The organism is Erwinia wuhanensis, assembly GCF_030484085.1.
Taxonomy (GTDB): Bacteria; Pseudomonadota; Gammaproteobacteria; order Enterobacterales; family Enterobacteriaceae; genus Erwinia; species Erwinia aeris.
The window spans coordinates 87,848-111,830 of record NZ_JAUJUH010000002.1 but is presented as its reverse complement, the minus strand read 5'-3'; the positions used below and the strand labels follow the sequence as shown (position 1 = coordinate 111,830).

The following is a 23,983-nucleotide window of genomic DNA, read 5'->3' as shown; positions in this document are numbered from 1 at the left end:
GTTAGCTGCCGATATGCGCGATTGATGCGATTTCCACCAGCGCGTCCGGCTTTACCAGCCCGCACTGAATACAGAAGCGTGCGGGTTTTTCGCCGGGGAAATAGTCGGCGTAAACCCGGTTGATCTCGCCATAGTTGCTCCAGTCGGTCAGGAAGATGGAGTTAAACGTGACGTCAGCCATGGTGCCGCCTGCGGTTTCGATAACGCTTTTGATCGTCTCCAGCACGTGCCGCGTTTGTGCCGCCGCATCGCCGACGTGCACCACGTTGTTGTCCCGATCGAAAGGCAAGGTGCCGGAGACATAGACCACGCCATCGGCCAGCGTGCCGGGCACAAAAGGCGCAATGGGCACGCCGGTGCCCGGCGGAGTAATAATCGTTTTTGGCATCGTTTTCTCCTGCCTCAGGCCGTTTGTGTTTGCGCAACGCTGGCGGTTTGCAGCGCGGTGCAGAAAGTTTCTACGTTGCTTACCCAGCCAAAAAAGGTTTCGATGTTAAAAATGGCGGCCTGCTGGGCGAAAAGCGGGCCGGCCTGATAGGTGGCGTCTTCCAGCACCACGCCGAAATATTCCAGGAAAAACCCGTCGCGCAGCGTCGATTCCACGCAGACGTTGGTGGCAATGCCGGTAAAGATCAGATGGCGAATGCCGCGGCTGCGCAACATGCTGTCCAGCGGCGTATTAAAGAAGCCGCTGTAGCGCGGTTTCGGCAGCACGATATCGCCGGGCTGCGGCTGAAGCTGGTCAACCAGCTCATAGTCCCAGCCGCCTTTCGCCAGCAGCGTGCCCGCCAGCTCGGGCCGGTTGCGCATCGTTTTCAGCGCGTTGGATTTATGCCAGTTTGGCGAGCCGGGGCCGCCCGCCTCGACGTACTGGTCGTCCCAGCCGTTCTGAAACCAGATAATCTGGATCCCGGCATCCCGCGCCGCCTTCACGGCGACGGCGATTTTTTCAATAACCGGCGCGGTGGCGGAAACGTCAAACCCGGCCAGATCCAGATAGCCGCCGGTGGTGGCATAGGCATTTTGCATATCCACCACGATCAGCGCGGTCTGCTCCGGCGGGAAAGCGATGGCTTCCGGGCGCGCGGGCAGGGTAACGCTGTTTTTAGTGGCGGCGGTGGTGCAGATCACGGTTTCTTGCAGGCTCATCAGGCTACCTCTTTAGCGGACAGGGCAATATGGCTGCGGCAGGACATCAGCGGCTGAATACGCTCGCCGAAATTCTCAATTCCCTGCAGGAAATCATCGAAGGTCAGCAGCACGCCCTGGGTGCCGGGTACGGTAGCCACTTCATCCAACATGCGCGCCACGTTGGCGTAAGAACCAACCAGCGTGCCCATATTGATATTGACCGCCGAGGTAGGATCGGCCATCTGCCGCACGTTGGTATCGCTGCCGGAGCGCTTGTCCTGCTGGCTTTGCGTGGTAAGCCAGGCCAGCGCCTCTTCATCTGCGCCGTCTTTGTAGCGCTCCCATTTCTCGCGGGCAGCCTCGTCGGTTTCATCGGCTATGACCATAAACAGCACGTAGGAGCCGACGTCGCGACCGGCAAGGTCCGCTGCGCTTTTCATACGGGCGGCGGTTGGGGCAAAGGCAGTCGGCGTGTTGACGCCTTTACCGAAGCAGAAGTTGTAATCGGCATGCTGCGCGGAGAAAGCCATGCCGGCGTCGCTCTGGCCTGCGCAAATCACCTTCATCGGGCTTTGCGGCTGCGGGCTGACGCGGCAGTCGTTCATGGTAAAGAATTCGCCTTTCAGGTCGGATTTGCCGGTGCCCCATAAATCGCGCAGCACGGTGACGTATTCGGTCAGGTAGTCGTAGCGGCGCGCGAAGTAGTCGTCGCCGGGCCAGATGCCCATCTGCTCATATTCAGGCTTCTGCCAGCCGGTCACCAGGTTGACGCCGAAGCGGCCGCCGGAAATCGAATCCACGGTCGCAGCCATTCTTGCTACTATGGCGGGCGGCAGCGTCAGGGTGGCGGCCGTAGCATAAATTTCGATGCGGGAAGTCACGGCGGCCAGGCCGGCCATCAGGGTGAAGGACTCCATGTTATGGTCCCAGAACTCGGTTTTGCCGCCAAAGCCGCGCAGTTTGATCATCGACAGCGCGAAATCAAACTGATAATGCTCCGCCTTGAGAACGATAGCCTTGTTCAGTTCAAAAGTCGGCTTGTACTGCGGAGCCGTGGTAGAGATCAACCAGCCGTTGTTGCCGATAGGGATAAAAACACCAACTTTCATGGGAATACCTCATAGTTAACGGTGACAGTCCGCGCTGCGTTGCTTCCCTGCTCCCTGTTGAGCGGCGCAAAAGAAAGATTGCAAAGGCTGTGCCACTTTATAAAAAAGGCTATGATTCAATCAGTTGAGATATTTGTGTTAAAATATTGTGGAGCATATGGTCCGAAACAGACCATTTGGTAAAAATTCATGCACAAAAAGCAGGCGGACGTGAGCGAAAAAAGTGCACGGTGGCAAGACGCCCGCCGGTTAAAGGATGGAGTTACGGTGAATTCTGCAAAATCCCCCGCGCCGACCCGGCGTTCTAAAGCCGTTGCCGCCAAGCGAACGGCTATCCTGGCGGCGGCGCTTGAGCTGTTTTCTCTTTATGGTCTGCACGGCACCAGCCTGGACAAGGTGGCGGAAGGGGCAGACGTTTCAAAAACCAATCTGCTTTACTACTTTCCTTCAAAAGAAGCGCTCTATATTGCCGTGCTTAAGGAGATCCTGGACGTCTGGCTGGCGCCGCTGCGCGCGCTGCGCAGCGATCAGGAGCCGCTGGTGGCTATACGTGACTATATCCGGCTGAAGCTGGAAGTCTCGCGCGACCATCCGCAGGCCTCGCGGCTGTTCTGTCTGGAGATGCTACAGGGCGCGCCGCTGCTGAAAGCGGAGCTGGAAGGTGACCTGAAAGCGCTGGTGGATGAGAAATCACGAATCGTGAAAGGCTGGATAGAAGCGGGCAGGCTGGCGGCGGTAGAGCCGCATCATCTGATTTTTATGCTGTGGGCAACCACGCAGCACTATGCGGATTTCGCCAGCCAGGTTGAGGCCGTCACGGGACGTACGCTCAACGACGAGGCTTTTTTCCTGGAAACGGTAGAAAACGTGCAGCGAATGGTGATTGAAGGTATCCGCGTCCGCTAAAAAAAACGGGCCGTAAAGGCCCGTTGAGATTGTTGACAAACTTATCCTTAACTAACAGGTCGCTTGCAGATTGGTGAAAAGCGGCAGAGGCAGATCGGAACACGGACACGCCGTAGATACGTCCCTGTAGGCTCGTTTGGCGCGTCCATGCGCCAAAACGGTCCGCTTATCCGCTCAGCCTCTGCCGCTGTGAAACAGCCAGATTGCTGTAAAAAAACACCAGGATGCATGCGCTATTTAGATTTGTCAGCAGTCAGAACGGGCCGTAAAGGCCCGTTCTTGGTATTAACGCTGTTTGCGCTGGCGTAGCCACCAGCCGATGCCGAGCATCACAAACCACAGCGGCGTCACCATCAGCGCCTGGCGGGTATCTTCCTGTAGCGAGAGCAGCACCAGCACAAAGGCGAAGAAGGCCAGACATATCCAGCACATCACCTTGCCCAGCGGCATCTTATAGACGGATTCGGCATGCAGCTGCGGGCGCTGCTTGCGGTAGGCCAGATAAGAGCAAAGGATAATTGACCAGACGAACATAAACAGGATCGCGGAGACGGTGGTCACCAGCGTAAAGACCTTCATCACGTTCGGGATCAGGTAAATCAGCGCTACGCCGCCCAGCAGGCAGAAGCAGGAGAAGAAAAGGCCGGTAGTCGGCACCGCGCGCCGCGACAGCTTGCCGAAGCGTGGATGGGCGACGCCCTGCTGCGCCAGGCCGTAGAGCATACGGCTGGTGGAGAAAATACCGCTGTTGGCCGAAGAGGCGGCGGAGGTCAGCACCACAAAGTTAACGATGCTGGCGGCCGCCGGCAGGCCAATCAGCATAAACATTTCCACAAAAGGACTGCGGTCGGCCACGACCTGCGTCCACGGCGTAACGGCCATGATCACCAGCAGCGCAAAAACATAAAACATAATGATGCGCAGCGGGATAGCGTTAATAGCGCGCGGCAGGACTTTCTTCGGATCGTGCGTTTCCGCAGCCGCCGTGCCTACCAGCTCAATACCGACAAAGGCGAACACCGCAATCTGGAAGCCGGCAAAAAAGCCGCTCATTCCTTTTGGAAACAGGCCGCCATGATCCCAGATATTGCTCAGCGCCGCCGTGCCGCCGCCCGGTGAAGGGTAGTGCATAGCGACCAGCACAATGCCGGTAACGATCAGCGCGACAATGGCCACTATCTTGATGATGGCGAACCAGAACTCCAGCTCGCCGAACAGTTTCACCGTGGCGATATTCAGCGTCAGGAAAACGGCGATGCAGAGCAGGGCGCTCATGCCGACCGAGAAGCTGGGGAACCATAACTGGAAATAAGAGCTGATGGCGACCACGTCCGCAATACCGGTGACCACCCAGCAGAACCAGTAGGTCCAGCCGGTAAAGTAACCCGCCCAGGGGCCCAGCAGATCGGCGGCAAAATCGCCGAAAGATTTATATTCAAGGTTGGAGAGCAGCAGTTCGCCCATCGCCCTCATCACGAAGAACAGCATAAAGCCGATGATCATATAGACGAAAACAATCGACGGGCCGGCAAGACTGATAGTTTTCCCGGACCCCATAAACAGGCCGGTGCCGATAGCGCCGCCGATTGCAATAAGCTGGATATGCCGGTTATGTAAGTTGCGCCGCAGCTCGCCGGGCGCCTCCTCCTGAAGAGGCTTTTTCAATTGGTCAACCATAACGAGAAGTTATCCTGTAGATGTTGTGTCAGCTCTGAGGGCTGTTATTTAGTTAATGCGCGTCGGCAACTCGTTGTATTACCGCGCTCTCCGGGAAAAAACGGCATAAGGCCGACATCGTTTTTCCGCTTAAGGGCGCAAATCTTAACGTAAAAGCGCGTGGCTGGCAGGTAAAGTTATTCACAGTTGGTTCGATCGCACAAAAACGCCGCTACACTCATTATTCGACAAAACGGGCCGGCGGAGCGGCATGAACGGGAGGAGATGATGAAAGCACTGATTGGCGCAGGCATCATTATTCTGCTGACGTTGCTGATAACGCCGTGGCTGCAAAAAAACCTGCCGTCGGCCTGGAACCCCTTTACGCCGCTGAACGTCACCGACGCGCCGGGCTGGATCACCCGCTATAAGCTAAAGCGGCTGCAAAACGATCCCGAAGCCTGTATGGCGGCACTACGGCGAGCGCAGGAAGGCGGCTATATCCGCTTCAGCCGCGTCCGGCCCGTTGGGGGAAATTGTCCGCTTGCCGATCCGGTGCGCGTACAGGGGTTCGGCGATGTGCGTCTCAGCGCCTCGTTTCTGGCCAGCTGCTCGCTGGCGCTCTCAACCACGATGTTTATCACGGCGGCAAAACCACTGGCGGCTGCGCAGCTCGGCTCACCGCTGGCACGTATCGATCATGTCGGCAGCTACGCCTGTAGAAATATTTATCACCGTGCCACAGGCAGGCTAAGCGAACATGCCACGGCGGAAGCGCTGGACGTGGCGGGTTTCCGCTTACAGGATGGCAGACAAATTACCGTGCAGAAGACGTGGGGACAGCAGCGCCCCGAGGCGCTCTGGCTACGGCAAGTTTTCCAGCAAAGCTGCGCCTGGTATGGTAATTCACTGGGCCCGGATTACAACCGCGCCCACGCCTCGCACTTTCATCTGGGCATGCGAGGATTTGGCGTCTGTCGGTAACCTGCCGGCGCCATATTTCCAGATCGGGTAAAAGCGCGTCGTCGCCAATTGAGGGCGGAGAAAAGGCGTACTACAGCCGTAATTAATAATTATCCTAAAGACAAATTTCTGTCTTTAATGCTTTAATTTGCTGTAAATCAGATGGTTATAATATTTGATACTGTCGTATCAAATTGATTTTCCGCAAGTGCCTCCTTTTAAGCAATAAATTTTTAGCAGGCTTTAAAATCGACCCTTAAAAGCGCATGATTGAATATTTCCAGGAAAAATCTTATTCTTGTTTCTTAAAAGAGGCATCGGGCGGGTACAAGGTAACCTTTTGGCTGATGGCTGATGGCTGATGGCTGATGGCTGATGGCTGATGGCTGATGGCTGATGGCTGATGGCTGATGGCTGATGGCTGATGGCTGATAGTGGATAGTGGATAGTGGATAGCTACGGCTACCGGCGTCACCAGGCGCAATCACGCAGCATTTTTCTGTTAATTTAAAAGGTTACTGCTATGCCTGCGATTTTCGGACAATCAGGAGCACCTTTTCTTGTTATTATCCCGCGACATAAGGATAAGTAGTGGGCGTTAATTCTCCCCCTATATTACCTGGTATTCAGAATTGACCCTAAATTTACAGCAGGATGCGGGCTGATGCCTCATCCATCCGAGGCGGCAATGGCTACTGGAAACTATTTCAGCTGGTGTAAGGAAACCGAGGCGGCTTTCCTTGAGGTCACAGATACGACTGAAATAATGCGATTGCTTGCCCAACACACGCTGGATCTGGGGCTAAATTTCTATGCGCTATATATACGCCATCCTGTTCCTTTTACTCGCCCTAAAATATTTGTTTTTTCCAACTATCCTGAAAGGTGGGTGCGAAAATGGCAGGAAGAAAATTTTTCGGAAGTTGATCCGATCATTCGCTATTGCCAGGTACCGGGCACTTTGCTGCTGTGGAACGATCCGGTGGTCAAGGAAGGACGAAAAGTGTTCGATGCCGCTAAAGAGTTTGGTATTCGTTCCGGGTTTTCCTGCTCCAGGATAGCCAGCAACCGCGTTGTGGGCATTTTGTCGATGGCCTCGGGTAAATCTTTTGAAAAGACAGCGTTATGCGCTGAAAAACAACTTAAACTCCAGTTTTTGTCGGACCGGATACTTGATGCTTTACAGCGCGTAAAGGATCGTTCGCTCAGCGTAATGACGATGCCTTTAAGCCAGCGGGAACGAGAAATACTCAAATGGACAGCAGAAGGCAAAACCGCAGCGGAAATCTCACTGATCCTGTCCATTTCAACACATACTGTGAATTTTCATCAGAAAAATATGCAAAGAAAGTTCAACGCGCCAAATAAAACGCAGGTGGCCTCTTATGCCGCTGCGATTGGGCTACTTTAAACGAATCATAGCTACCAATTTTAGTAGTTTCGTATTGCCGGTCGGTTGTCTACCCTGCGCCTGGGGTTGCCAGGCCTGAGCCACATGGAAAGGCATTCAGCGGTGAATGCAACAGAGGATTAATGATGAAGATTATCCAGACCAAGCTAAGGGACATGCCCTCGTCTTTGCTGGCAGAATTAGGAAGTTATCGCTACAGCGTTTTCGCGCGGGGCGAAGGATGGTCGATTCCATCGCGGTTAAGTACACCTGGCCAGGAGTACGATCGCTTTGACCGCTCGGACGTGGTCTGGTTAATCGCCTGGACCGCACAGCAAGGCATTTGCGGCTGCGCTCGCCTGATGGAGTGGAACGACAGGGAAAGCGGAGAGAAGCGCCAGCAGGCTATCTGGGAAATGTCGCGTTTTTCTGCCCGTCTGGATGTTGACCCCGAGCTACCGCTTAGCATTCTCTGGCACAGCGTGCAGCTGGCCGAACAGTCGGGCGTGGAATACCTTTATAGCGCGGCTACGCCAATGCTGGAAAGAATGTTTGAACAGCATCTGGTGGTCTATGAACCGTTAACGGCAGGCGTCATTCAGTCTGAAGATAATCTTTTCGCCGTCAGGATCCCGGTTAACCAGCCTAATCTGGCGGAAAAATTCCGTGGCGCGCGCCGTTTCAGCCCTGAAGAGGTGCTGCCGACGCTGGGTGTTTCCGTCAGCTGGAGCGGCAGAGGACGTCAGGCTTAAGCCTGACTGCGCGCCCACAGCGTAATCAACAGCCATGCGGCCAGACACCAGCACCCCACGGCGCCACCAAGCGCCAGGGGGAGCCGCATCATGCCGACAAAATACCAGAGCGTCAGCAGATAGATAAAATAGGGGATGATGGCCCACATACCAAAGATGATGGTGGTGCGGAGGGCCTCAATGCCGCGTTCGCTGGCTACGATATAATGGGCAATCAGCGCGAAGGTAGGGAAGAGCGGCAGCAGGCCAGCCAGATAATAGCTGCGCGTTTTAGATAAAATACCAATCAAAACGACAACCAGCGCACCCAAAACAGCTTTAAAAATTAAGCCCATTGTTCCCTTAAGTCATTGGTGAGTTAAGCGAGCCCCACGCTGACCGGCAGACAATGGGCTACTTTGCTGCGGGCAATTACTGGCGGTAAGCCTGCTTAATTTGACTAATCGTGCTACTGAACACGTCCGCCTGCTGGCGATCCGTCAGCTGAGCAATATATTTTTCCATGTTAATAATTACCTTACCGGCATCGGCCTGGCCCATACCTTTCAACATAAATGTAACCAGCGCTTTCATGCAGGCCATCTCTTCGGCCAAAGTTTGCGTATCTTTACTGGTTGAAAAATCAGTGTCGCTCATGTTTTCTCCTGGTTTTTTTATTAACGGATCGGCTGCGCGATTTTTGGTGCTGATAATACAATTAAGTAACGAGTATATCATATTTACCCCATCTATACAGGCACCTGGCGCGCACGGCGTGCAATAACACCCGGCGGAACAGGCGTTTATTTATGTTCTAACGGCAATCAAAAAGAGGTAAAATCGACGGTCTGTTAATGATCCTTCCCCCCGTTAATACCCATTTGGAGAGGCCTTTTGATACGCGTTCTTCTTGTTGACGACCATGAACTGGTGCGGGCCGGCATTCGACGCATTCTGGAAGACATCAAAGGCTTTCAGGTTGTCGGTGAAGCCTGCTGCGGCGAAGACGCAGTGAAGTGGTGCCGCAGCAATGATGTCGACGTCGTGCTGATGGATATGAACATGCCCGGCATCGGCGGGCTTGAGGCAACGCGGAAAATCGTGCGCTACAGCCCGGATGTGAAAATCATTATGCTGACCATCCACACTGAAAATCCGCTGCCCGCCAGGGTAATGCAGGCGGGGGCGGCCGGCTATCTCAGCAAGGGCGCCGCGCCGCAGGAAGTGGTCAGCGCGATTCGCCAGGTTAACGCCGGACAACGCTACATCGCCTCGGATATCGCCCAGCAGATGGCCCTCAGCCAGATCGAGCCGCAAAAAACGGAGTCGCCTTTTGATTGTTTGTCGGAACGCGAATTACAGATTATGCTGATGATCACCAGGGGCCAGAAAGTGGCAGATATTTCCGAACAGCTTAGCCTGAGTCCGAAGACCGTTAACAGCTATCGCTACCGTATGTTCAGCAAGCTGAACATTAGCGGCGACGTCGAGTTAACGCATCTGGCTATCCGGCACGGGCTGTTCAATGCGGAGTCGTTAACCAGTAGTGAATGATGTTTTTGATGCCAAATCTTTCCTGAAAACGGTCACCAGCCAGCCAGGCGTCTATCGCATGTATGATGCTGGCGGCACGGTTATCTACGTCGGTAAAGCCAAAGATTTAAAAAAACGCCTGTCCAGCTACTTTCGTGGCAATCTGGGCAGCCGAAAAACCGAAGCGCTGGTCGCCAGCATTCATCAGATAGACGTGACGGTCACCCATACCGAAACCGAAGCGCTGCTGCTTGAGCATAACTACATCAAGCTGTATCAGCCGCGCTATAACGTCCTGCTGCGCGACGACAAATCCTATCCCTATATATTCCTCAGCGCGGATGAGCATCCTCGTCTGGCCAGCCATCGCGGCGCCAAGCATGCCAAAGGCGAATATTTCGGGCCTTTCCCTAACGGCTATGCGGTGCGGGAAACGCTGTCGCTGTTGCAGAAAATATTCCCGATCCGCCAGTGCGAAAACAGCGTATACCGCAACCGCTCCCGCCCGTGCCTGCAATATCAGATCGGGCGCTGCCTTGGGCCGTGCGTGGCGGGGTTAGTCAGCGAAGAAGAGTATGCGCAACAGACGGACTATGTACGGCTGTTCCTGTCCGGCAAAGACGATCAGGTGCTGAAGCAGCTGATTAGCCGTATGGAGGAAGCCAGCCAGGCGCTGAAGTTTGAGGAAGCAGGGCGGCTGCGCGACCAGATCCAGGCGGTACGGCGCGTAACCGAACGGCAGTTCGTTTCCAATAATGGCGACGATCTGGATGTTATCGGCGTCGCTTTCGATGCCGGGATGGCCTGCCTGCACGTGCTGTTTATCCGTCAGGGCAAAGTGCTGGGCAGCCGCAGCTACTTCCCTAAAGTGCCGGGCGGCACCGATATCGCCGAAGTGGTGCAGACGTTTGTCGGGCAGTTCTACCTACAGGGCAGCCAGGCGCGCACGCTGCCTGCTGATATTCTGCTGGACTTCGCGCTGCCGGAAAAAGATCTGTTAGCCGCGTCGCTGAGCGAAATGGCCGGCAGAAAAGTTTCCATTCAGAGCAATCCTCGCGGCGATCGCGCTCGCTACCTGAAGCTGGCAAGAACGAATGCCAGCACCGCGCTGGTTAGCCGTCTTTCGCAGCAGTCCACTATTCACCAACGCTTACAGGCGTTAAGTGAAGTGCTGGATCTGCCGGAAATCAAACGGATGGAATGCTTTGATATCAGTCATACGATGGGCGAGCAGACGGTGGCTTCCTGTGTGGTTTTCGACAGCAATGGCCCACTGCGTTCTGAATATCGGCGCTATAACATTACCGGCATTACGCCGGGCGATGACTATGCGGCCATGAATCAGGTGCTGCGCCGTCGCTATGGCAAAGAGCTGGAAGAGAGTAAAATTCCAGACCTGATCCTGATCGACGGCGGCAAAGGCCAGCTGGCGCAGGCGAAAGCCGTGTTTGCGGAACTGGATGTCGGCTGGGATAAAGATCGGCCGATCCTGCTGGGCGTGGCCAAAGGCAGCGATCGCAAAGCCGGGCTGGAAACGCTGTTCTTCGAGCCGGAAGGGGAGGGATTCTCTCTGCCGTCCGACTCGCCAGCGCTGCATGTCATCCAGCATATTCGTGACGACTCTCACAATCATGCAATTACCGGCCATCGCAATAAACGGGCGAAAGTTAAAAATACCAGCGCGCTGGAAAGCATCGAAGGCATAGGGCCTAAACGTCGTCAAATGCTGCTTAAATATATGGGCGGCCTGCAGCCGCTGATGAACGCTTCGGTCGAGGAGATTGCTCGGGTGCCCGGCATTTCGCAGGCGCTGGCGGAGAAAATCTTTTATTCGCTGAAACACTAAGCATTGCGTTGGCTAAGGCATTGTAGGAACATAGGGACAAATTCTACTCTGCCCAGACAGTTAGCGTACCTATGCATTTTAATATTCCGACCTTACTTACTCTGCTTCGTGTCGTGTTGATCCCTTTCTTTGTATTGGCTTTTTATCTGCCGTTTGAATGGGCGCCGCTGGTTTGCGCACTGATCTTTATCGTGGCGGCGATCACCGACTGGTTCGACGGCTGGCTGGCGCGTCGCTGGAAACAAACTACGCGTTTTGGCGCGTTTCTCGATCCGGTTGCGGACAAAGTGATGGTGGCTATTGCGCTGGTTCTGGTGGCCGGGCATTACCACGAATGGTGGATTACGCTACCGGCGGCTACGATGATCGCGCGGGAAATTATTATCTCGGCGCTGCGTGAGTGGATGGCGGAAATCGGCAAGCGCAGCAGCGTGGCCGTCTCCTGGATCGGCAAAGTGAAAACCACGGCACAGATGCTGGCGCTGTTTGCGCTGCTGTGGCGTCCGGATCGCCTGGTAGAAGGCATCGGCGTGGCGGCGCTCTACGTGGCCGCCGTCCTCACTTTCTGGTCGATGTATCAGTATTTGAGCGCGGCACGCGGCGATCTGCTCGAACGATGATCAATGCGATTTAAAAAGCAGCAAACGAGAAAAAAGTGCGGATATTTGTGTTGACTCATTTCGTCCAGTCAGTAGAATGCAACGCATCGAAAGGCAGCTGAGTCGCCAGAAGATAAAGTAAATCAGCAAGTTCTGTTAAGAACGCTGAAAAATGCGGGAATAGCTCAGTTGGTAGAGCACGACCTTGCCAAGGTCGGGGTCGCGAGTTCGAGTCTCGTTTCCCGCTCCAGATTTAGCGGTCAGCGTAGCGCTGGCAGCAAAGCAGAATAAAGGCGCGTTGGCAGAGTGGCCATGCAGCGGATTGCAAATCCGCCTACCTCGGTTCGACTCCGGGACGCGCCTCCACTTTACACCCATGCCCGGGTGGTGAAATCGGTAGACACAAGGGATTTAAAATCCCTCGGCTTATGGCTGTGCGGGTTCAAGTCCCGCCCCGGGCACCACGCTTTGACTACCGATTAAAACAAATAAAACAAGCACTTTGTGCAATGTCGTGAAGCCGCCGCAAGGCGGTTTTTTTGTGCCTGAAAATACCCGCCTGACATGCCGCCTGACATCATTTTTTTGTGTGTGCATGACTATTCATTTTTCCTGATTACCTGGCACTGGAACTATTTTAACCTTTCTGTCATAGCGCATAGTTTGTTCGATATTTTGCGCCTGAAATTCCCCGTCTGAAATCATGATGCGTACATGGTTACCCCTTTTTTCCTGACTATCCGGCACCGCAACTATTCAAACCGCTCTGGTAAGGTGGGGCGCTGCCGCCTCGCTTTATATTCTGTCAATGCTCTTCAGAAACAAAAAACCTTTATCGCGGGCTGCTGGCTTGCCGTGCAGGCGCAGAGCCTGTTTTGCGATAATTTTCCCAGGACCACGGCAAACCGCTTTCTGTCGACTATGATCCTTGATTATAATCATGCTCTGTTTTTTGTTAGCAACCTAATTATCAGGCTTCTATATATTGAATATTCAGGATCTCACCTTTTCCCGGCTGCTTCACCTGACTGCTCAGGCCTGGCGGCAGGCGATCGATCGTCGTGTGAAAGAAGATGGTTTAACCACCAGCAGCTGGATGGCGATAGCGACGCTGGCAACGCAAACCGCGCCCGTCAGCCAAAAAGAGCTGGCGCTGGCGCTGGGCCTGGAAGAGGCGACGATAGTGCCGCTGGTGGATCGGCTGGTTAAACAGCAGCTGGTGGTGCGAACGCAGCCGCCGGAAGATCGCCGCAAACGTCTGGTCGCCATTACGCCAGCGGGAACGGCCCTGCATCAGCAGCTGGCGGGCGAGATAGAAAAGCTGCGTAACGAGCTGCTGGCGACCATCAGCCGCGACGAATTAATCGTCGCACAGCGAGTGCTGCAAAAACTGTTGAAAGCGACCGAGGCGAAATAGCGTGCGCGCTAACCGTCCCGATCCTTTCGCGCCGCGCGAATGGGCGCCAGGCGAAAAGCCGATGCTGCCCGGATCGCCCTCAACACCTCTCCATCCCACGCCAAAACGCATCGCCTTTGGTCTGATCGGACTGCTGATTTCCGTTACCGGCGCGCTGAGTAATGCGCTGGTTACGGCGAATCTGAGCAATTTACAGGGCGTGTTTGGCGCCTACAGCAATGAAATAGCCTGGCTGCCTTCGGTTTACGTGATGGGCAACATTTCTATTAACCTGCTGCTGGTGAAATTCCGCCAGCAGTATGGTCTGCGCGCCTTTACCGAAGCCTTCCTGGTGCTTTACGCGCTGGTATCTTTCTTTCATCTGCTGGTTAACGATCTTAGCTCGGCGATTATCGTGCGCGCCGCCCACGGCATGGTAGGTGCGGCCCTTAGCTCGCTGGGCATTTATTATCAGGTGCAGGCCTGGCCGGCAAAGCATCGCTTAAAAGCGATGGCTATCGGCCTGGGCGCTTCACAGCTGGCTATCCCGCTGGCGCGCCTTTTTTCCAGCGAGCTGTTGCAGCTGGAGCAGTGGCGTGGTCTTTACCTGTTTGAGCTTGGGCTGGCGATGATCTGCCTGGGGGCGGTGCTGATCCTGAAGCTGCCGCCGGGCGATCGTATGAAGGTGTTTGAAAAGAAGGATTTTCTGACCTTTATGCTGATGGCGCCGGGTATGGCGCTGTTTTGCGCCGTGCTGTCGCTGGGCCGCATTGAGTGGTGGACCAGCACGCCGTGGCTGGGCGTATGTCTGGCGCTCGGGCTGGTGCTGGTGATTGCCGCCGTGGTGCTTGAACATAACCGCAGCAATCCCTTAATCAATACGCGCTGGCTGCGTACCGGTGCCATTTTCCGTCTTGGCATCGTGATGGTGATGCTGCGCGTCACGCTGGCCGAGCAGAATACCGGCGCTATTGGCTATTTACAGCAGGTCGGGCTGCTGAACGATCAGATGCAGGGCCTGGCGCTGGCTATCCTGCTGGGGGTGATTGCCGGCATCGCCACCAGCGCGCTGACCATCAATGTTAAACATCTTAGCTGGCCAATCGTGGTGTCGCTGCTGTTGATTATCGTAGCCTCGTTGATGGACGCACAGTCCAGTCCTTTGACCCGCGGCAACAATATGTATTTCAGCCAGTTCCTGCTGGGTTTCAGCAGCACCTTCTTTATTGCGCCCGCGCTGCTGCTGAATATCGGCAGCGTAGTGACCCAGCCGAAAAACCTGGTCAGCCTGGTGGTGCTGTTCGGCATGAGCCAGAATCTGGGCGGCCTGATCGGATCGGCGCTGCTGGGAACGTTTCAGGTGTGGCGGGAAAAATATCACTCCAGCCTGCTGGGCGACCAGCTCTCCCTGCTGGATCCCAACGTCACCGAGCGGCTGTCGCAATATTCAGGGCTGTTCAACAGCCTGATCGGCGATCCCGCTCAGCTCAGCGCGCAGAGTACGGCGCAGCTACAGACGGTAGCTACGCTGCAGGCAAACGTGCTGGCTTACAACGATACCTATCTTCTTACGGCCGGCATGGCCTTTGTCACATTAATCTGGGTACTGTGGCGTCTGTCGCGGCTGCGCTATCTCAACTGGCAGCAGGCCAAACGCGAAGCGGAAGCGGAAAGGCAGATGCTGCAGGCGAATAAAATAATGAGGAATGAATGAGTCAGCAGGAACAGAGCCAGCTCGCCGAGCGTGAACGCAATAACAGGCTACGGATCATCTCTATAGTGACGGGCGCAGGCATTGCCCTGGTCGGGGTGCTGGTGATCCTTTATGCCTGGCAGCTGCCGCCTTTCACCAGTTCAGTTCAGTCTACGGAAAACGCCTACGTGCGCGGCCAGGTCACGTTTATCAGTCCGCAGGTCAGCGGCTACGTCACCGCCGTCAACGTGCTGGATTACCAGCCGGTGCGTAAGGGCGAGGTGATGATGACCATTGACGATCGTATTTACCGGCAGCGGGTGCATCAGGCGCAGGCGCAGCTGGCGATCAAAAAGGCGGCGCTGGAGAACAACGTCCAGCAGCGGCGCAGCGCGCAGGCGGTGATCGCCCGCAACCAGGCCGTGCTGGAAAATGCCAAAGCTCAGGCGCTTAAAAGCGGGCTGGATTTAAAGCGCGTCGAGAATCTGGTGTCTGACGGCTCGCTGTCCGTGCGCGAGCGCGACGCCTCCCGCGCCAGCAATGCCCAGACGCTGGCCGAAGTACAGCAGGCGAAAGCCACGCTGGAAGTTTCCCGTCAGGATCTGCAAACCGCGATTGTTAACCATGCCTCAATGGAGGCGGATGTGGCGAATGCGCAGGCCGCGCTGGAGCTGGCGCAGATCGATCTGGACAATACCCGGATTATCGCGCCGCGCGACGGCCAGCTGGGGCAGATTGCCGTTCGCCTGGGCGCTTACGTGGCGGCAGGCACCCGGCTTACCTCGCTGGTGCCGCCGCAGAAGTGGGTCGTTGCCAATATGAAAGAGACGCAGATGGCGCATATCCGGCCTGGCCTGCCCGTGACCTTTACCGTCGATGCACTGAACGGCGAAACGTATCAGGGCAAAGTTGAATATATTTCGCCTGCGGCCGGTTCGGAGTTCAGCGCGATTTCGCCGGATAACGCTACCGGCAACTTTGTCAAAATCGCCCAGCGTATTCCGGTGCGGATAGCCATTACCAGCGAAAAAGTAGAGCGTCTGCGACCCGGCATGTCCGTTGAGGTGAATATCGATACCGCCGCCGGAGAGTCGAAATGAGGCCTCGGGCGCTGGCGCTGCTGATCGTTATCCTGCTGCCCGTCGGCTGCGCCACCAAAGTCGAAAAGGCGCCGGGATCGCTGCCCGTTCCGGCGCAGTGGCGCCATCAGGCCGGGCCTTCCTCACCCGTAGAAGCCGGATGGTGGCGCGCCTTTGGCGATCGCGATCTGAACGTACTGGTTGAGCAGGCGCTGAAGCATAATCTGGATATCCTTACCGCTCGCTCCCGCGTCGATCAGTACCGTGCTGAGCTGCGGGCGGCCGAGGGTGATAACTTTCCCACGCTGAGCGCAGGCGGCTCCGCCAGCCACGCCAGAGCGCTCTCGTCGGTCAGCGGCCAGCCCCATGAATCTGCCGTATTTCAAGGGGTGCTCCAGGCCAATTATGAGGTGGATTTATGGGGCGCACGCAGCAGCAACATTGCGGCCGCTGAGTCCTCGCTGGCGGCAATCCAGGCCGCGTCTTCTGCCGCAGAGTTGACCGTAGCCAGCTCGGTGGCCTCTGGCTATATGACGCTGCTGGCGCTGGACGAGCAGCTGCGCGTAACGGAGGCGACGCTCGCCACGCGTGAGAATTCGCTGCGGCTGGCGCAACGGCAGTTTGAAACCGGCTATACCTCCAGGCTGGAATGGGTGCAGTCGCAGTCGGAATACCAGACGGCAAAAGCGCAGATCCCGGTGCTGCGGCATCAGATTGCGCAGCAGGAAAATGCGCTCAGCATCCTGGTGGGGATGAATCCTCGCGAAATCGCCCGACAGGGCCGTTTTAAGCAGGTCGCTCCACAGCAGCTGCCTTCTCTGCTGCCTTCCGAACTTTTGCAGCGGCGTCCGGACATCGTTCAGGCCCAGCGCCTGCTGCTGGCGGCGGACGCCACGCTGGCCTCCTCGAAAGCGCGCCTGCTGCCTTCGCTGAATTTGACGGCCAGCGGCACGCTGCAAAGCGCCGCGCTGCATCAGCTGGCGGATAATCCGTTCCGGCTCTGGAGCATCGGCGGCAGCGTGCTGGCGCCCATCCTCAACCGCGAGGCGCTGACGGCGCAGGTCGATGTCTCTATGGCGGGCCGCAATCAGGCGCTGTTTAACTATGAGAAGGTGGTGCGCAACGCTTTCAGCGAGGTGAACAACGATCTGGATGCTATTGCTCGCTATAAAGAGCAGCTCGCGGAGCTGCAAACCCAGGAGCAGGTAGTGAGCGAAGCGCTGCATATTGCCAATAATCGTTATCAGAACGGTTACGCATCTTATCTGGAGGCGCTGGACGCGCAGCGAACGCTGTTCAGCACCCAGCTGAACCTGGTGCAGGTAAAAAATAATTTACTGCAGGCGCAGATAGATCTGTATCGGGCGCTGGGCGGCGGCTGGCAGGCGGGAGACGCTGGCAGCGGATAAAACCCTGCGCAACTAATGGATTACTTCTCTTAAAGTGGCGGTAAAAGTGGAGTTTACCGCTTGCATTCCCGGTAGCTATAAAGATAATCGCAATCAGAATAATAATGATTATCACTCAGCTTGCTATCAGGGAACCGCCATGGCCCATACACGCCTGTTTCACCGCCGCTTCAATTTTACGTTGCTGGCGACGTTTATCGCGTCCGCCGGTATGCCAGCTATGTCGGCAGAAACGCCTGCCGCCGCAAAAACAGTCTCTGCCGCCGCCAACGTCCCGGCCGACAAGACCATGACCGTTATTGCCACAGGCGCGGATAATTTCAAATCGGGCGGCGACCAGCTGGTGCCCGCTTATCTGGAAGGGCAGGTCGCCAACGGCGGCCGCCTGGGCATGCTTGGCGAGCAGAATGCGCATGATGTGCCTTTCAACGTGATCGGCTACACCAGCAAGATGATCCAGGATCGGCAGGCGCAAACGCTGAAGGATGTGGTTGCTAATGACGCCTCGGTACAGAACGTGCAGGGCTACGGCAACTTTGCGGAAACTTATCGCATTCGCGGTTTCGATCTGGACGGCGACGATATGACCTTCGGCGGGCTGCCTGGCGTGATGCCGCGTCAGGTCGTTTCTACCCAGATGGTGGATCGCGTGGAAATCTTTAAGGGATCTAACGCGCTGATTAATGGTGCCGCCACCAGCGGCGTCGGCGGCATGATTAACCTGGAGCCTAAACATGCCGAAGACGCGCCGTTGACTCAACTGGGCGTAGATTATACCTCTTCTTCCCAGGCAGGGACGTCGCTGGACGTAGGACGCCGCTTCGGTGACAGCAACCAGTGGGGCGTGCGCGCCAACGTATTGCATCGTGAAGGTGAAACGGCGATTGATAACGAAAAGCGCCGCACCACATTAGCCTCGCTGGGACTGGACTATCGCGGCGACAGGCTGCGCACTTCGCTGGATCTTGGCTATCAGAAGCAGGCGTTCCACGGCGGGCGCATTGGCGTTAACGTCAGCGGCGTCGATTTTATTCCCGCCGTGCCGCGCGCAACCAGCAACTACAGCCAGAACTGGGTTTACAGCAACCTGGAAAGCGAATTTGGCATGGCGCGCGCGGAATACGATCTCACCGACAGCTGGACAGCTTACGGTGCCGTGGGCGGCCAGCACTCTCACGAAATGGGCGCTTACGGTACGCCGAAACTGCTTGATGAAGACGGATCGGCGACCATCAGCCGTATGGATACCAATAAATATGTCGACGCCTTCAGCGGCATGGGCGGCGTTCGCGGTAATTTCCACACCGGTTTCGTCAGCCACAGCGTCAACATCGGCTATTCGGCACAGACCAAACGTGAAAAAACCGCCTATGGCATGGCGCTGACGCCGCAGGCGACCAATATCTATCAGACCTCCGCCGTACCGGCGCCAGCCAACACCTATTTCGGCGGCGATCTTGACGATCCTCGCCCCACCAGTCGGATCCGTACGCAGGGCGTTCTGCTGGCTGATACGCTCGGCTTTCTGGATGATAAGATTTTGCTGACGGCAGGCGTACGGCATCAGAAGGTGGTGGTGCGTAACTATGCTTACGGCACGGCGATCGAAGATACCGACTCGCGCTTTACCCAATCGCGCTGGACGCCGGGCTATGGGCTGGTGGTGAAACCCTGGGAAACGGTTTCGCTTTACGCTAACCATATTGAAGCGCTGCAGCCGGGCGACACGGCCACCAGCGACGCAAAGAACGCGGGACAGGTCACCGGTATTTCACTTTCCAAACAGAATGAAGTGGGCGTGAAGCTTGATAGCGGTCGTCTCGGCGGGTCGCTGGCGCTGTTTGAAATCAAAAAACCAACCGGCATTATTAACCAGCAAACGCAGATGTTTGGGCTTTACGGCGAGCAGCGCAACCGTGGCGTGGAGCTGAATCTCTTCGGCGAACCGGTTTACGGCGTGCGGCTGAACGGTAGCGCCACCTGGCTGGATCCAAAAATGACCAAAACGGAAGATGGCCTCTACGAAGGGAAAAACGCTATCGGCGTGGCGAACTTCTATACGGTGCTGGGCGCGGAATATGATATCAAACCGGTTGAAGGGCTGACGGCGCTGGCGCGGGTGACGCATTCCGGTTCGCAGTACGCCAACGCCGCCAATAGCAAAAAGCTGAACAGCTACACCACGCTGGACTTAGGGCTGCGCTACCGCATAAGCGTGCAGCAAAACGAGATGACCTGGCGTCTGGGCGTGGAAAACGTCACCAACAGGAAGTACTGGTCGGGCGTGGAAAGCTATGGCTCTTATATCTATCAAGGAAACCCTCGCCAGCTTAAGCTTTCAATGGCCTACGATTTCTGATTATTTCCTGCTAAATCCGCGAGGCGTTCGTTGCAAAAAAGGGACGAGCGTCTCGCTTTAAACCGTCTCAATTTTCACCGGCAGCCCGGCTGAATTTTCCAGATTAATCTGTAATTTATTGTTCTTACTGGTAATATTAAGAAACATTACTCTACATTTACATTTGTCTAACAAAGGTGCGTTAAGCTTTAGTGAGGCTGAACAATTATCAGGCTCCGTAACGTCTTTTAGCGCCATATAAAGCTAAAGCTTGTTCTGTTTTACTGTCAGGACCCTACGTTATCTCTTTTCCTTCCACGCAACTCAATGGTGAACAATGTGCTGATTAAGAAAAAGAAGGTCAGGTCCCACACGGAAGATCGTTACCTGGCGTTAGTATTGGCCACCACGGCAGGGATTTTGAACGCTATGGCGCTGGGCGCGTTTGGCTTTTTCCCCTCGCATATGACAGGAAACACCTCGCAGATCTCCTCAGAAGTTTTCAGCGCCGATATGCAAGGCCTGATTTTTCTGGCGGTGCTGATCGCGGCTTTTGTCATTGGCTCCGTCTGTGCAAGATTTATGGTGCTGGCGGGACTAAAAAAGAATTTCAGAACCATTTTCTGCCTGATTATCCTGGCAGAAAGCGTGGTGCTCTCCTTGATCTCCGTTTTTGAGCTGGCTTTCTATTCGCCGGGCAATAACAAGGAAATATCGGTGCTGCTGGGTTTCCTGATGGGCATCCATAACTCGACGTCCACGCAGCTTTCCAACGGGCGGGTCAGGGCGACACACATCACCGGCACGCTGACGGATGCGGGTATCGCCTTAGGCTCGTTCGTCTCTTCCTTTATCAGCCATGTTTCTTACAGCGAGCGCCGCTTTCAGCAGAAACAGCTTTATACCCATCTGACCACCGTCTTTTCCTTTTTGACCGGCTGTATCGTGGGCCTGCTGCTGTTCAGATTCGCCGGCTTTGTGGCGATGCTGGGGCTGGGCGTGTTCCTGGCGGTCGTGGCGCTTTGGGCAATCGCCGTCACGCTGCACAGAGCTAAAAAAAACGTTTACGGACTAAATAAGATACGTCTGTCTTAAAGCTTTATTATCTGGCCGGCAGGGAAGCCGACTCTCCACTTTTTTTAAACGCCCGTCTTATTTCCTTCCTGTTTTACTTCAGATTATTCTTAGCTTTTCATGCGCCAATACTTTATTATATTTTATGAGTACACGCTGCTGCTCTGAGAGGTAAGACATGACTTTAATAAGGGATTCCATCCTGAAAAAGGCCGTGCGCGATGGGGTGCTCCATCGCGGTACGCTAAGGATCTGTAACTTTAGTAAATCACTGGATAACGACATTGATGTCTCGCCTGCGGGCGGCTTTATTGATTTTCTTAAGGGTATGGATGTAATAAAAGAAGAGTATGCAAAGAAAGGATTCGTTAAAAAAAATCGCGCTCTGTTTCTTTATAATGAAGGACTGGTCGATAAAAACAGTACGCTGTTGCTGGCTCGTAAAGGCGATCGGGTGTTAGGCACGATAGGCGTTATCAGAGAGAAAAATAATAAACTGCCGTGCAGTAAGCTTTTTGCCGAAGAGCTGCAGACGCTTAATCTCCAGCATCGACAGGTGACGGAAATCGGCGCGCTCTCCATTAAGAGCGATGCGGGCACGGAAAACCTGGTGTTTATGCTTTATCTGAAGACGATGATGTACGCCATTTTTGTGGATAAAGTGGACGACATCGTGGTGCAGGTCAGAGAAAAAGTGGCTGCTTTTTATATCAGAAACTTGCTGTTTGAACAGATTGGCGCAACCAAAATCCATCCTGATTACGGCAATATACATACCTGTCTTCTACGGGTTGATGTTAAGGCCATCCGGGAAAAAATTTACGAAAAGCCGCAATACGGTACCCGAGGCTGGATAAGGATATTACACGAGCTGGGCCTGCTGGCCGAATACAAGAAAACCTGCCATCAGAGCTGGCTGTGTAACAAATTTACCCTGGATAAAAAGGACGCTGAGCTTTATCACTATCTTTGCCATCTATAAATTATTCCAGTAGTAATGAATTTGCAATAATAACTACGTATGCTTTATGCATTTGCTTTTCTGGCGCTGTTGCCGCTCAGGGAAAATAAAGACTTTCTTTCTCTGTTGATATTTATTGTTGCTGCTATTAATTTTCATTGAAAATAAACTCAGGTCTCAATGCTGGCGAGGGGCGTATTGCGCATGCCTGTTATTATTAAACGAATATGAAACTATCGTGCGGATTGCTTTATAAGTGAGCTTAATTATCGATAAATAAAAATCGGGGTTCAAAATTGAGACGATAGTAGCATTAAATAAGGCTATTTATCTTTGCGTCCCCAGGCAGGGATTATGATACACTCCCTTTTTTATGCGCGGCAGATGTATGACACCTGAAGGAATCAGCGACGCTAAAGCGTAAATTTTATTTATGCGCTGCCTTGTCAGAACGATAACGCTTTGCCCGGAGTGCCTTGCGTATTTAACAGAGCAGGGCTGGCAGCGTGTCAGGCCAGCCGACAGTGATTAACATGACAGAACCAACGCAAGAAAGCCTTTCCGGCGAGTCGCGTCACCAGCTTGACGATGCCCATTTTGCTATTGTGGTGCTTGCAGTCGCTTCCTTTACGCTGATAACCTTTGTGCTACTGGTTACGTTATTAATGACGTAATGGTTGTCAGGATGGAGGTAAAAGAGCATGGACACTCGCGAAGATCGCCTGCTGGCGCTCACAGGATTGCTGGCCGCCGGGCTGATTGCCGTGGCGGTTATCTTTGTGCTGACCTGGCTGTCAGACGTGCGGCGCACGCCGGTGCCTTACCCACTGCAGGAGTGCGCGCCGCCCTCGTCCGTTATCCCCCTAAAGACTTCATCCTGATATGCTGGCTGCGCAGCTCCAGCGCATAGGGCTCGCAAATCGTGCGGTTGCCGTTGGCATCAGGCAGGCCAAACAGCCCGCCCGGCGAGCGGCGATCGTCGGCCCATGAAGGGTAGTCCACCACCGGAAAAATCGAAACGCCTTCCACATCTGCACCCTGATCCCTGGCCTGCATGACCTGTGCTACGACGTTTCGCAGCCACGGCGCGCGCTTATCGCCTTCCGCGCCCGTTTCCGCTATCAGCAGCGGTCGTTGATAGCGCTGCCAGACCTCCAGCAGCAGGCTGGACAGCTCGCGATATTCAGCCTGTTCGGGCGTAAGCGGATCGCCGTTTAAATACCATTGGTTATCGGGATAGTAATTAAGGCCGATAATATCCAGCAGCGAAGGATCGCCGCCCAGCTCGGGCATCAGCCGCCCGCTTAGCATATCCCAGGCCTCAAACTGCGCGTCGTGCTGGCGCTGAGCCTCTTCGCGAGCGGCCGCTGACGCTTCGTGGGTGGCGATATGTACCAGCGGATCGGTCAGCACAAATCTTGCGCCCGGCAGCTCTTCGCGAATAGCGCGCATCGCGGCAAGCGAAGCCCTGACCAGCTGCTGCTTCAGCGCCTTGCCACGGCCCGTCACGCCGGGATTAAACAGCGCGGCTTCGGCGCCTGCCCATGCCCAGAAAGAAATCTGGTTAACCGGGGTGAAAAAAGGCGTCTCGTAGCCTTCGTCCCGCATCAGACAAGCCATAGCACGCGCAAAGGCGGCAAAGCGATCGACAAAGGCCGGCTGCCAGATATCCAGGCCGTCGGGCCAGCCAAAGTGCGCCAGCTCCCAGATAATTTCCAGCCCGTTGTTTTCCGCGGCGTGCAGCATAGGCAGAAAGGTCGACCAGTCGTAGTCGCCCGGCGTTTTTTCAATCAAATACCAGCGGGCGCTGTCGCGCGCGGTGAGCAGCTGGTTAGCCGCCAGCTGTGCATAATCCTTCTCCAGCAGCATATCGTGGCCGCTGTTGATCACCAGATCCACTCTTTTTCCCTCGCCCCGACAGGCGGTGGAGCAGGCGAAACTGCCCTGGAAAAAGCTTTTGAACAGCGGCTGGTCGCGCCTCTGAGACGGCAGCGGATGCGTTACTCTCATGACGTTTTCCTCATAGCAAAGCCTGCGCGATATGCGCTAAGTCTAGACCAATTGGTATTAACGACTATGTTTATCACTGCTGCCGCACCGCTATCAGAACAGTCGCATGACAATCTGCCATAACTGGAACAATAATAGAGAGTGCCTGAATTGTTCCTC

At 55.1% G+C, this 23,983-nt stretch carries 23 protein-coding genes and 3 tRNA genes; 19 read left to right on the top strand and 7 right to left on the bottom strand.

Translation table 11 applies throughout. The features are described from left to right. Nucleotide 1 precedes the first annotated feature (1 nt). Genes rutC through rutA form a run of 3 tightly spaced genes read right to left on the bottom strand, consistent with a single transcriptional unit; the run spans nt 2 to nt 2,240 of the window. Complete coding sequence (rutC, locus tag QZH36_RS04960) at nt 2–388, bottom strand: pyrimidine utilization protein C (RefSeq protein ID WP_253454654.1); 387 nt, start codon at nt 386–388, stop codon at nt 2–4. A 14-nt stretch (nt 389–402) separates the two neighbouring features. Next, nucleotides 403–1,149 carry a pyrimidine utilization protein B gene (rutB, locus tag QZH36_RS04955; protein WP_301251183.1) on the bottom strand — a complete coding sequence of 249 codons (747 nt, stop codon included), beginning with the start codon at nt 1,147–1,149 and terminating at the stop codon, nt 403–405. Next, entirely contained in the window at nt 1,149–2,240 is a 1,092-nt protein-coding gene (rutA, locus tag QZH36_RS04950) for a pyrimidine utilization protein A (protein ID WP_253454652.1), read from the bottom strand. Before rutA ends, rutB begins: the two co-directional genes overlap by 1 nt. Nucleotides 2,241–2,507: 267 nt before the next feature. Here rutA and rutR point away from each other — a divergent pair, with 267 nt between their 5' ends. Then, nucleotides 2,508–3,146 (top strand): HTH-type transcriptional regulator RutR, encoded by a 639-nt coding sequence (rutR, locus tag QZH36_RS04945; protein ID WP_301729748.1) that lies wholly within the window; start codon nt 2,508–2,510, stop codon nt 3,144–3,146. Nucleotides 3,147–3,431: 285 nt separating this feature from the next. On the opposite strand, the gene cycA is transcribed toward rutR, so the two are convergent. Beyond that, complete coding sequence (gene cycA / locus QZH36_RS04940; RefSeq protein ID WP_253454650.1) at nt 3,432–4,823, bottom strand: D-serine/D-alanine/glycine transporter; 1,392 nt, start codon at nt 4,821–4,823, stop codon at nt 3,432–3,434. A 267-nt stretch (nt 4,824–5,090) separates the two neighbouring features. Here cycA and QZH36_RS04935 point away from each other — a divergent pair, with 267 nt between their 5' ends. From QZH36_RS04935 to QZH36_RS04925, 3 genes are all read left to right on the top strand, one after another. Further along, a complete protein-coding gene (locus tag QZH36_RS04935) occupies nt 5,091–5,786 on the top strand; it encodes an extensin-like domain-containing protein (protein WP_253454649.1) in 696 nt (231 codons plus the stop codon). A 643-nt stretch (nt 5,787–6,429) separates the two neighbouring features. Next, on the top strand, nt 6,430–7,176 hold the full coding sequence (locus tag QZH36_RS04930; protein ID WP_253454648.1) for an autoinducer binding domain-containing protein: 747 nt from the start codon (nt 6,430–6,432) through the stop codon (nt 7,174–7,176). Between the two features lie 125 nt (nt 7,177–7,301). Next, complete coding sequence (locus QZH36_RS04925) at nt 7,302–7,907, top strand: autoinducer synthase (protein WP_253461038.1); 606 nt, start codon at nt 7,302–7,304, stop codon at nt 7,905–7,907. On the opposite strand, the gene QZH36_RS04920 is transcribed toward QZH36_RS04925, so the two are convergent. Both QZH36_RS04920 and QZH36_RS04915 read right to left on the bottom strand, forming a co-directional pair. Beyond that, nucleotides 7,904–8,242, bottom strand: a complete 339-nt coding sequence (locus QZH36_RS04920; protein WP_253454647.1) for a GlpM family protein — start codon at nt 8,240–8,242, stop codon at nt 7,904–7,906. The genes QZH36_RS04925 and QZH36_RS04920 overlap by 4 nt on opposite strands. A 76-nt stretch (nt 8,243–8,318) precedes the next feature. Then, nucleotides 8,319–8,543 carry a DUF2594 family protein gene (locus QZH36_RS04915; RefSeq protein ID WP_125288658.1) on the bottom strand — a complete coding sequence of 75 codons (225 nt, stop codon included), beginning with the start codon at nt 8,541–8,543 and terminating at the stop codon, nt 8,319–8,321. 237 nt (nt 8,544–8,780) lie between these two features. On the opposite strand from QZH36_RS04915, the gene uvrY reads away from it, so the two are divergent. From uvrY to QZH36_RS04840, 15 genes are all read left to right on the top strand, one after another. Beyond that, nucleotides 8,781–9,440, top strand: a complete 660-nt coding sequence (gene uvrY / locus QZH36_RS04910; protein ID WP_253454646.1) for a UvrY/SirA/GacA family response regulator transcription factor — start codon at nt 8,781–8,783, stop codon at nt 9,438–9,440. Next, the gene (gene uvrC, locus QZH36_RS04905; RefSeq protein ID WP_253454645.1) at nt 9,433–11,265 is read left to right on the top strand and encodes an excinuclease ABC subunit UvrC; all 1,833 of its coding nucleotides are present in this window, start codon (nt 9,433–9,435) and stop codon (nt 11,263–11,265) included. The genes uvrY and uvrC overlap by 8 nt, the downstream gene beginning before the upstream one ends. Before the next feature lie 71 nt (nt 11,266–11,336). After that, nucleotides 11,337–11,885 carry a CDP-diacylglycerol--glycerol-3-phosphate 3-phosphatidyltransferase gene (gene pgsA, locus QZH36_RS04900; RefSeq protein ID WP_253454644.1) on the top strand — a complete coding sequence of 183 codons (549 nt, stop codon included), beginning with the start codon at nt 11,337–11,339 and terminating at the stop codon, nt 11,883–11,885. 153 nt (nt 11,886–12,038) lie between these two features. Then, nucleotides 12,039–12,114 (top strand) — tRNA-Gly (locus QZH36_RS04895). A gap of 42 nt (nt 12,115–12,156) precedes the next feature. Further along, nucleotides 12,157–12,230, top strand: a tRNA-Cys gene (locus tag QZH36_RS04890). A 12-nt stretch (nt 12,231–12,242) separates the two neighbouring features. Continuing rightward, nucleotides 12,243–12,328 (top strand) — tRNA-Leu (locus tag QZH36_RS04885). Nucleotides 12,329–12,849: 521 nt separating this feature from the next. Next, nucleotides 12,850–13,281 (top strand): MarR family winged helix-turn-helix transcriptional regulator, encoded by a 432-nt coding sequence (locus QZH36_RS04880; RefSeq protein WP_253454643.1) that lies wholly within the window; start codon nt 12,850–12,852, stop codon nt 13,279–13,281. A gap of 61 nt (nt 13,282–13,342) precedes the next feature. Beyond that, on the top strand, nt 13,343–14,974 hold the full coding sequence (locus tag QZH36_RS04875; protein WP_301251306.1) for an MFS transporter: 1,632 nt from the start codon (nt 13,343–13,345) through the stop codon (nt 14,972–14,974). Beyond that, entirely contained in the window at nt 14,971–16,053 is a 1,083-nt protein-coding gene (locus QZH36_RS04870; RefSeq protein WP_301729747.1) for an HlyD family secretion protein, read from the top strand. The genes QZH36_RS04875 and QZH36_RS04870 overlap by 4 nt, the downstream gene beginning before the upstream one ends. Further along, nucleotides 16,050–17,441: an efflux transporter outer membrane subunit gene (locus tag QZH36_RS04865; RefSeq protein ID WP_301729746.1), complete on the top strand. Its 1,392-nt coding sequence runs from the start codon at nt 16,050–16,052 to the stop codon at nt 17,439–17,441. Before QZH36_RS04870 ends, QZH36_RS04865 begins: the two co-directional genes overlap by 4 nt. A 139-nt stretch (nt 17,442–17,580) precedes the next feature. Further along, nucleotides 17,581–19,800 carry a TonB-dependent receptor gene (locus QZH36_RS04860; RefSeq protein WP_301251176.1) on the top strand — a complete coding sequence of 740 codons (2,220 nt, stop codon included), beginning with the start codon at nt 17,581–17,583 and terminating at the stop codon, nt 19,798–19,800. Between the two features lie 318 nt (nt 19,801–20,118). Next, nucleotides 20,119–20,874, top strand: a complete 756-nt coding sequence (locus QZH36_RS04855) for a YoaK family protein (RefSeq protein ID WP_253454640.1) — start codon at nt 20,119–20,121, stop codon at nt 20,872–20,874. 157 nt (nt 20,875–21,031) lie between these two features. Next, complete coding sequence (locus tag QZH36_RS04850; protein WP_301251174.1) at nt 21,032–21,835, top strand: N-acyl amino acid synthase FeeM domain-containing protein; 804 nt, start codon at nt 21,032–21,034, stop codon at nt 21,833–21,835. Nucleotides 21,836–22,347: 512 nt separating this feature from the next. Beyond that, nucleotides 22,348–22,488, top strand: coding sequence for a hypothetical protein (locus QZH36_RS04845; RefSeq protein ID WP_301729745.1), 141 nt, complete (start codon nt 22,348–22,350; stop codon nt 22,486–22,488). Between the two features lie 27 nt (nt 22,489–22,515). Continuing rightward, on the top strand, nt 22,516–22,695 hold the full coding sequence (locus QZH36_RS04840) for a hypothetical protein (protein ID WP_125288648.1): 180 nt from the start codon (nt 22,516–22,518) through the stop codon (nt 22,693–22,695). On the opposite strand, the gene QZH36_RS04835 is transcribed toward QZH36_RS04840, so the two are convergent. Continuing rightward, nucleotides 22,670–23,824, bottom strand: a complete 1,155-nt coding sequence (locus QZH36_RS04835) for a beta-glucosidase (RefSeq protein WP_301729744.1) — start codon at nt 23,822–23,824, stop codon at nt 22,670–22,672. The genes QZH36_RS04840 and QZH36_RS04835 overlap by 26 nt on opposite strands. Nucleotides 23,825–23,983 lie beyond the last annotated feature (159 nt).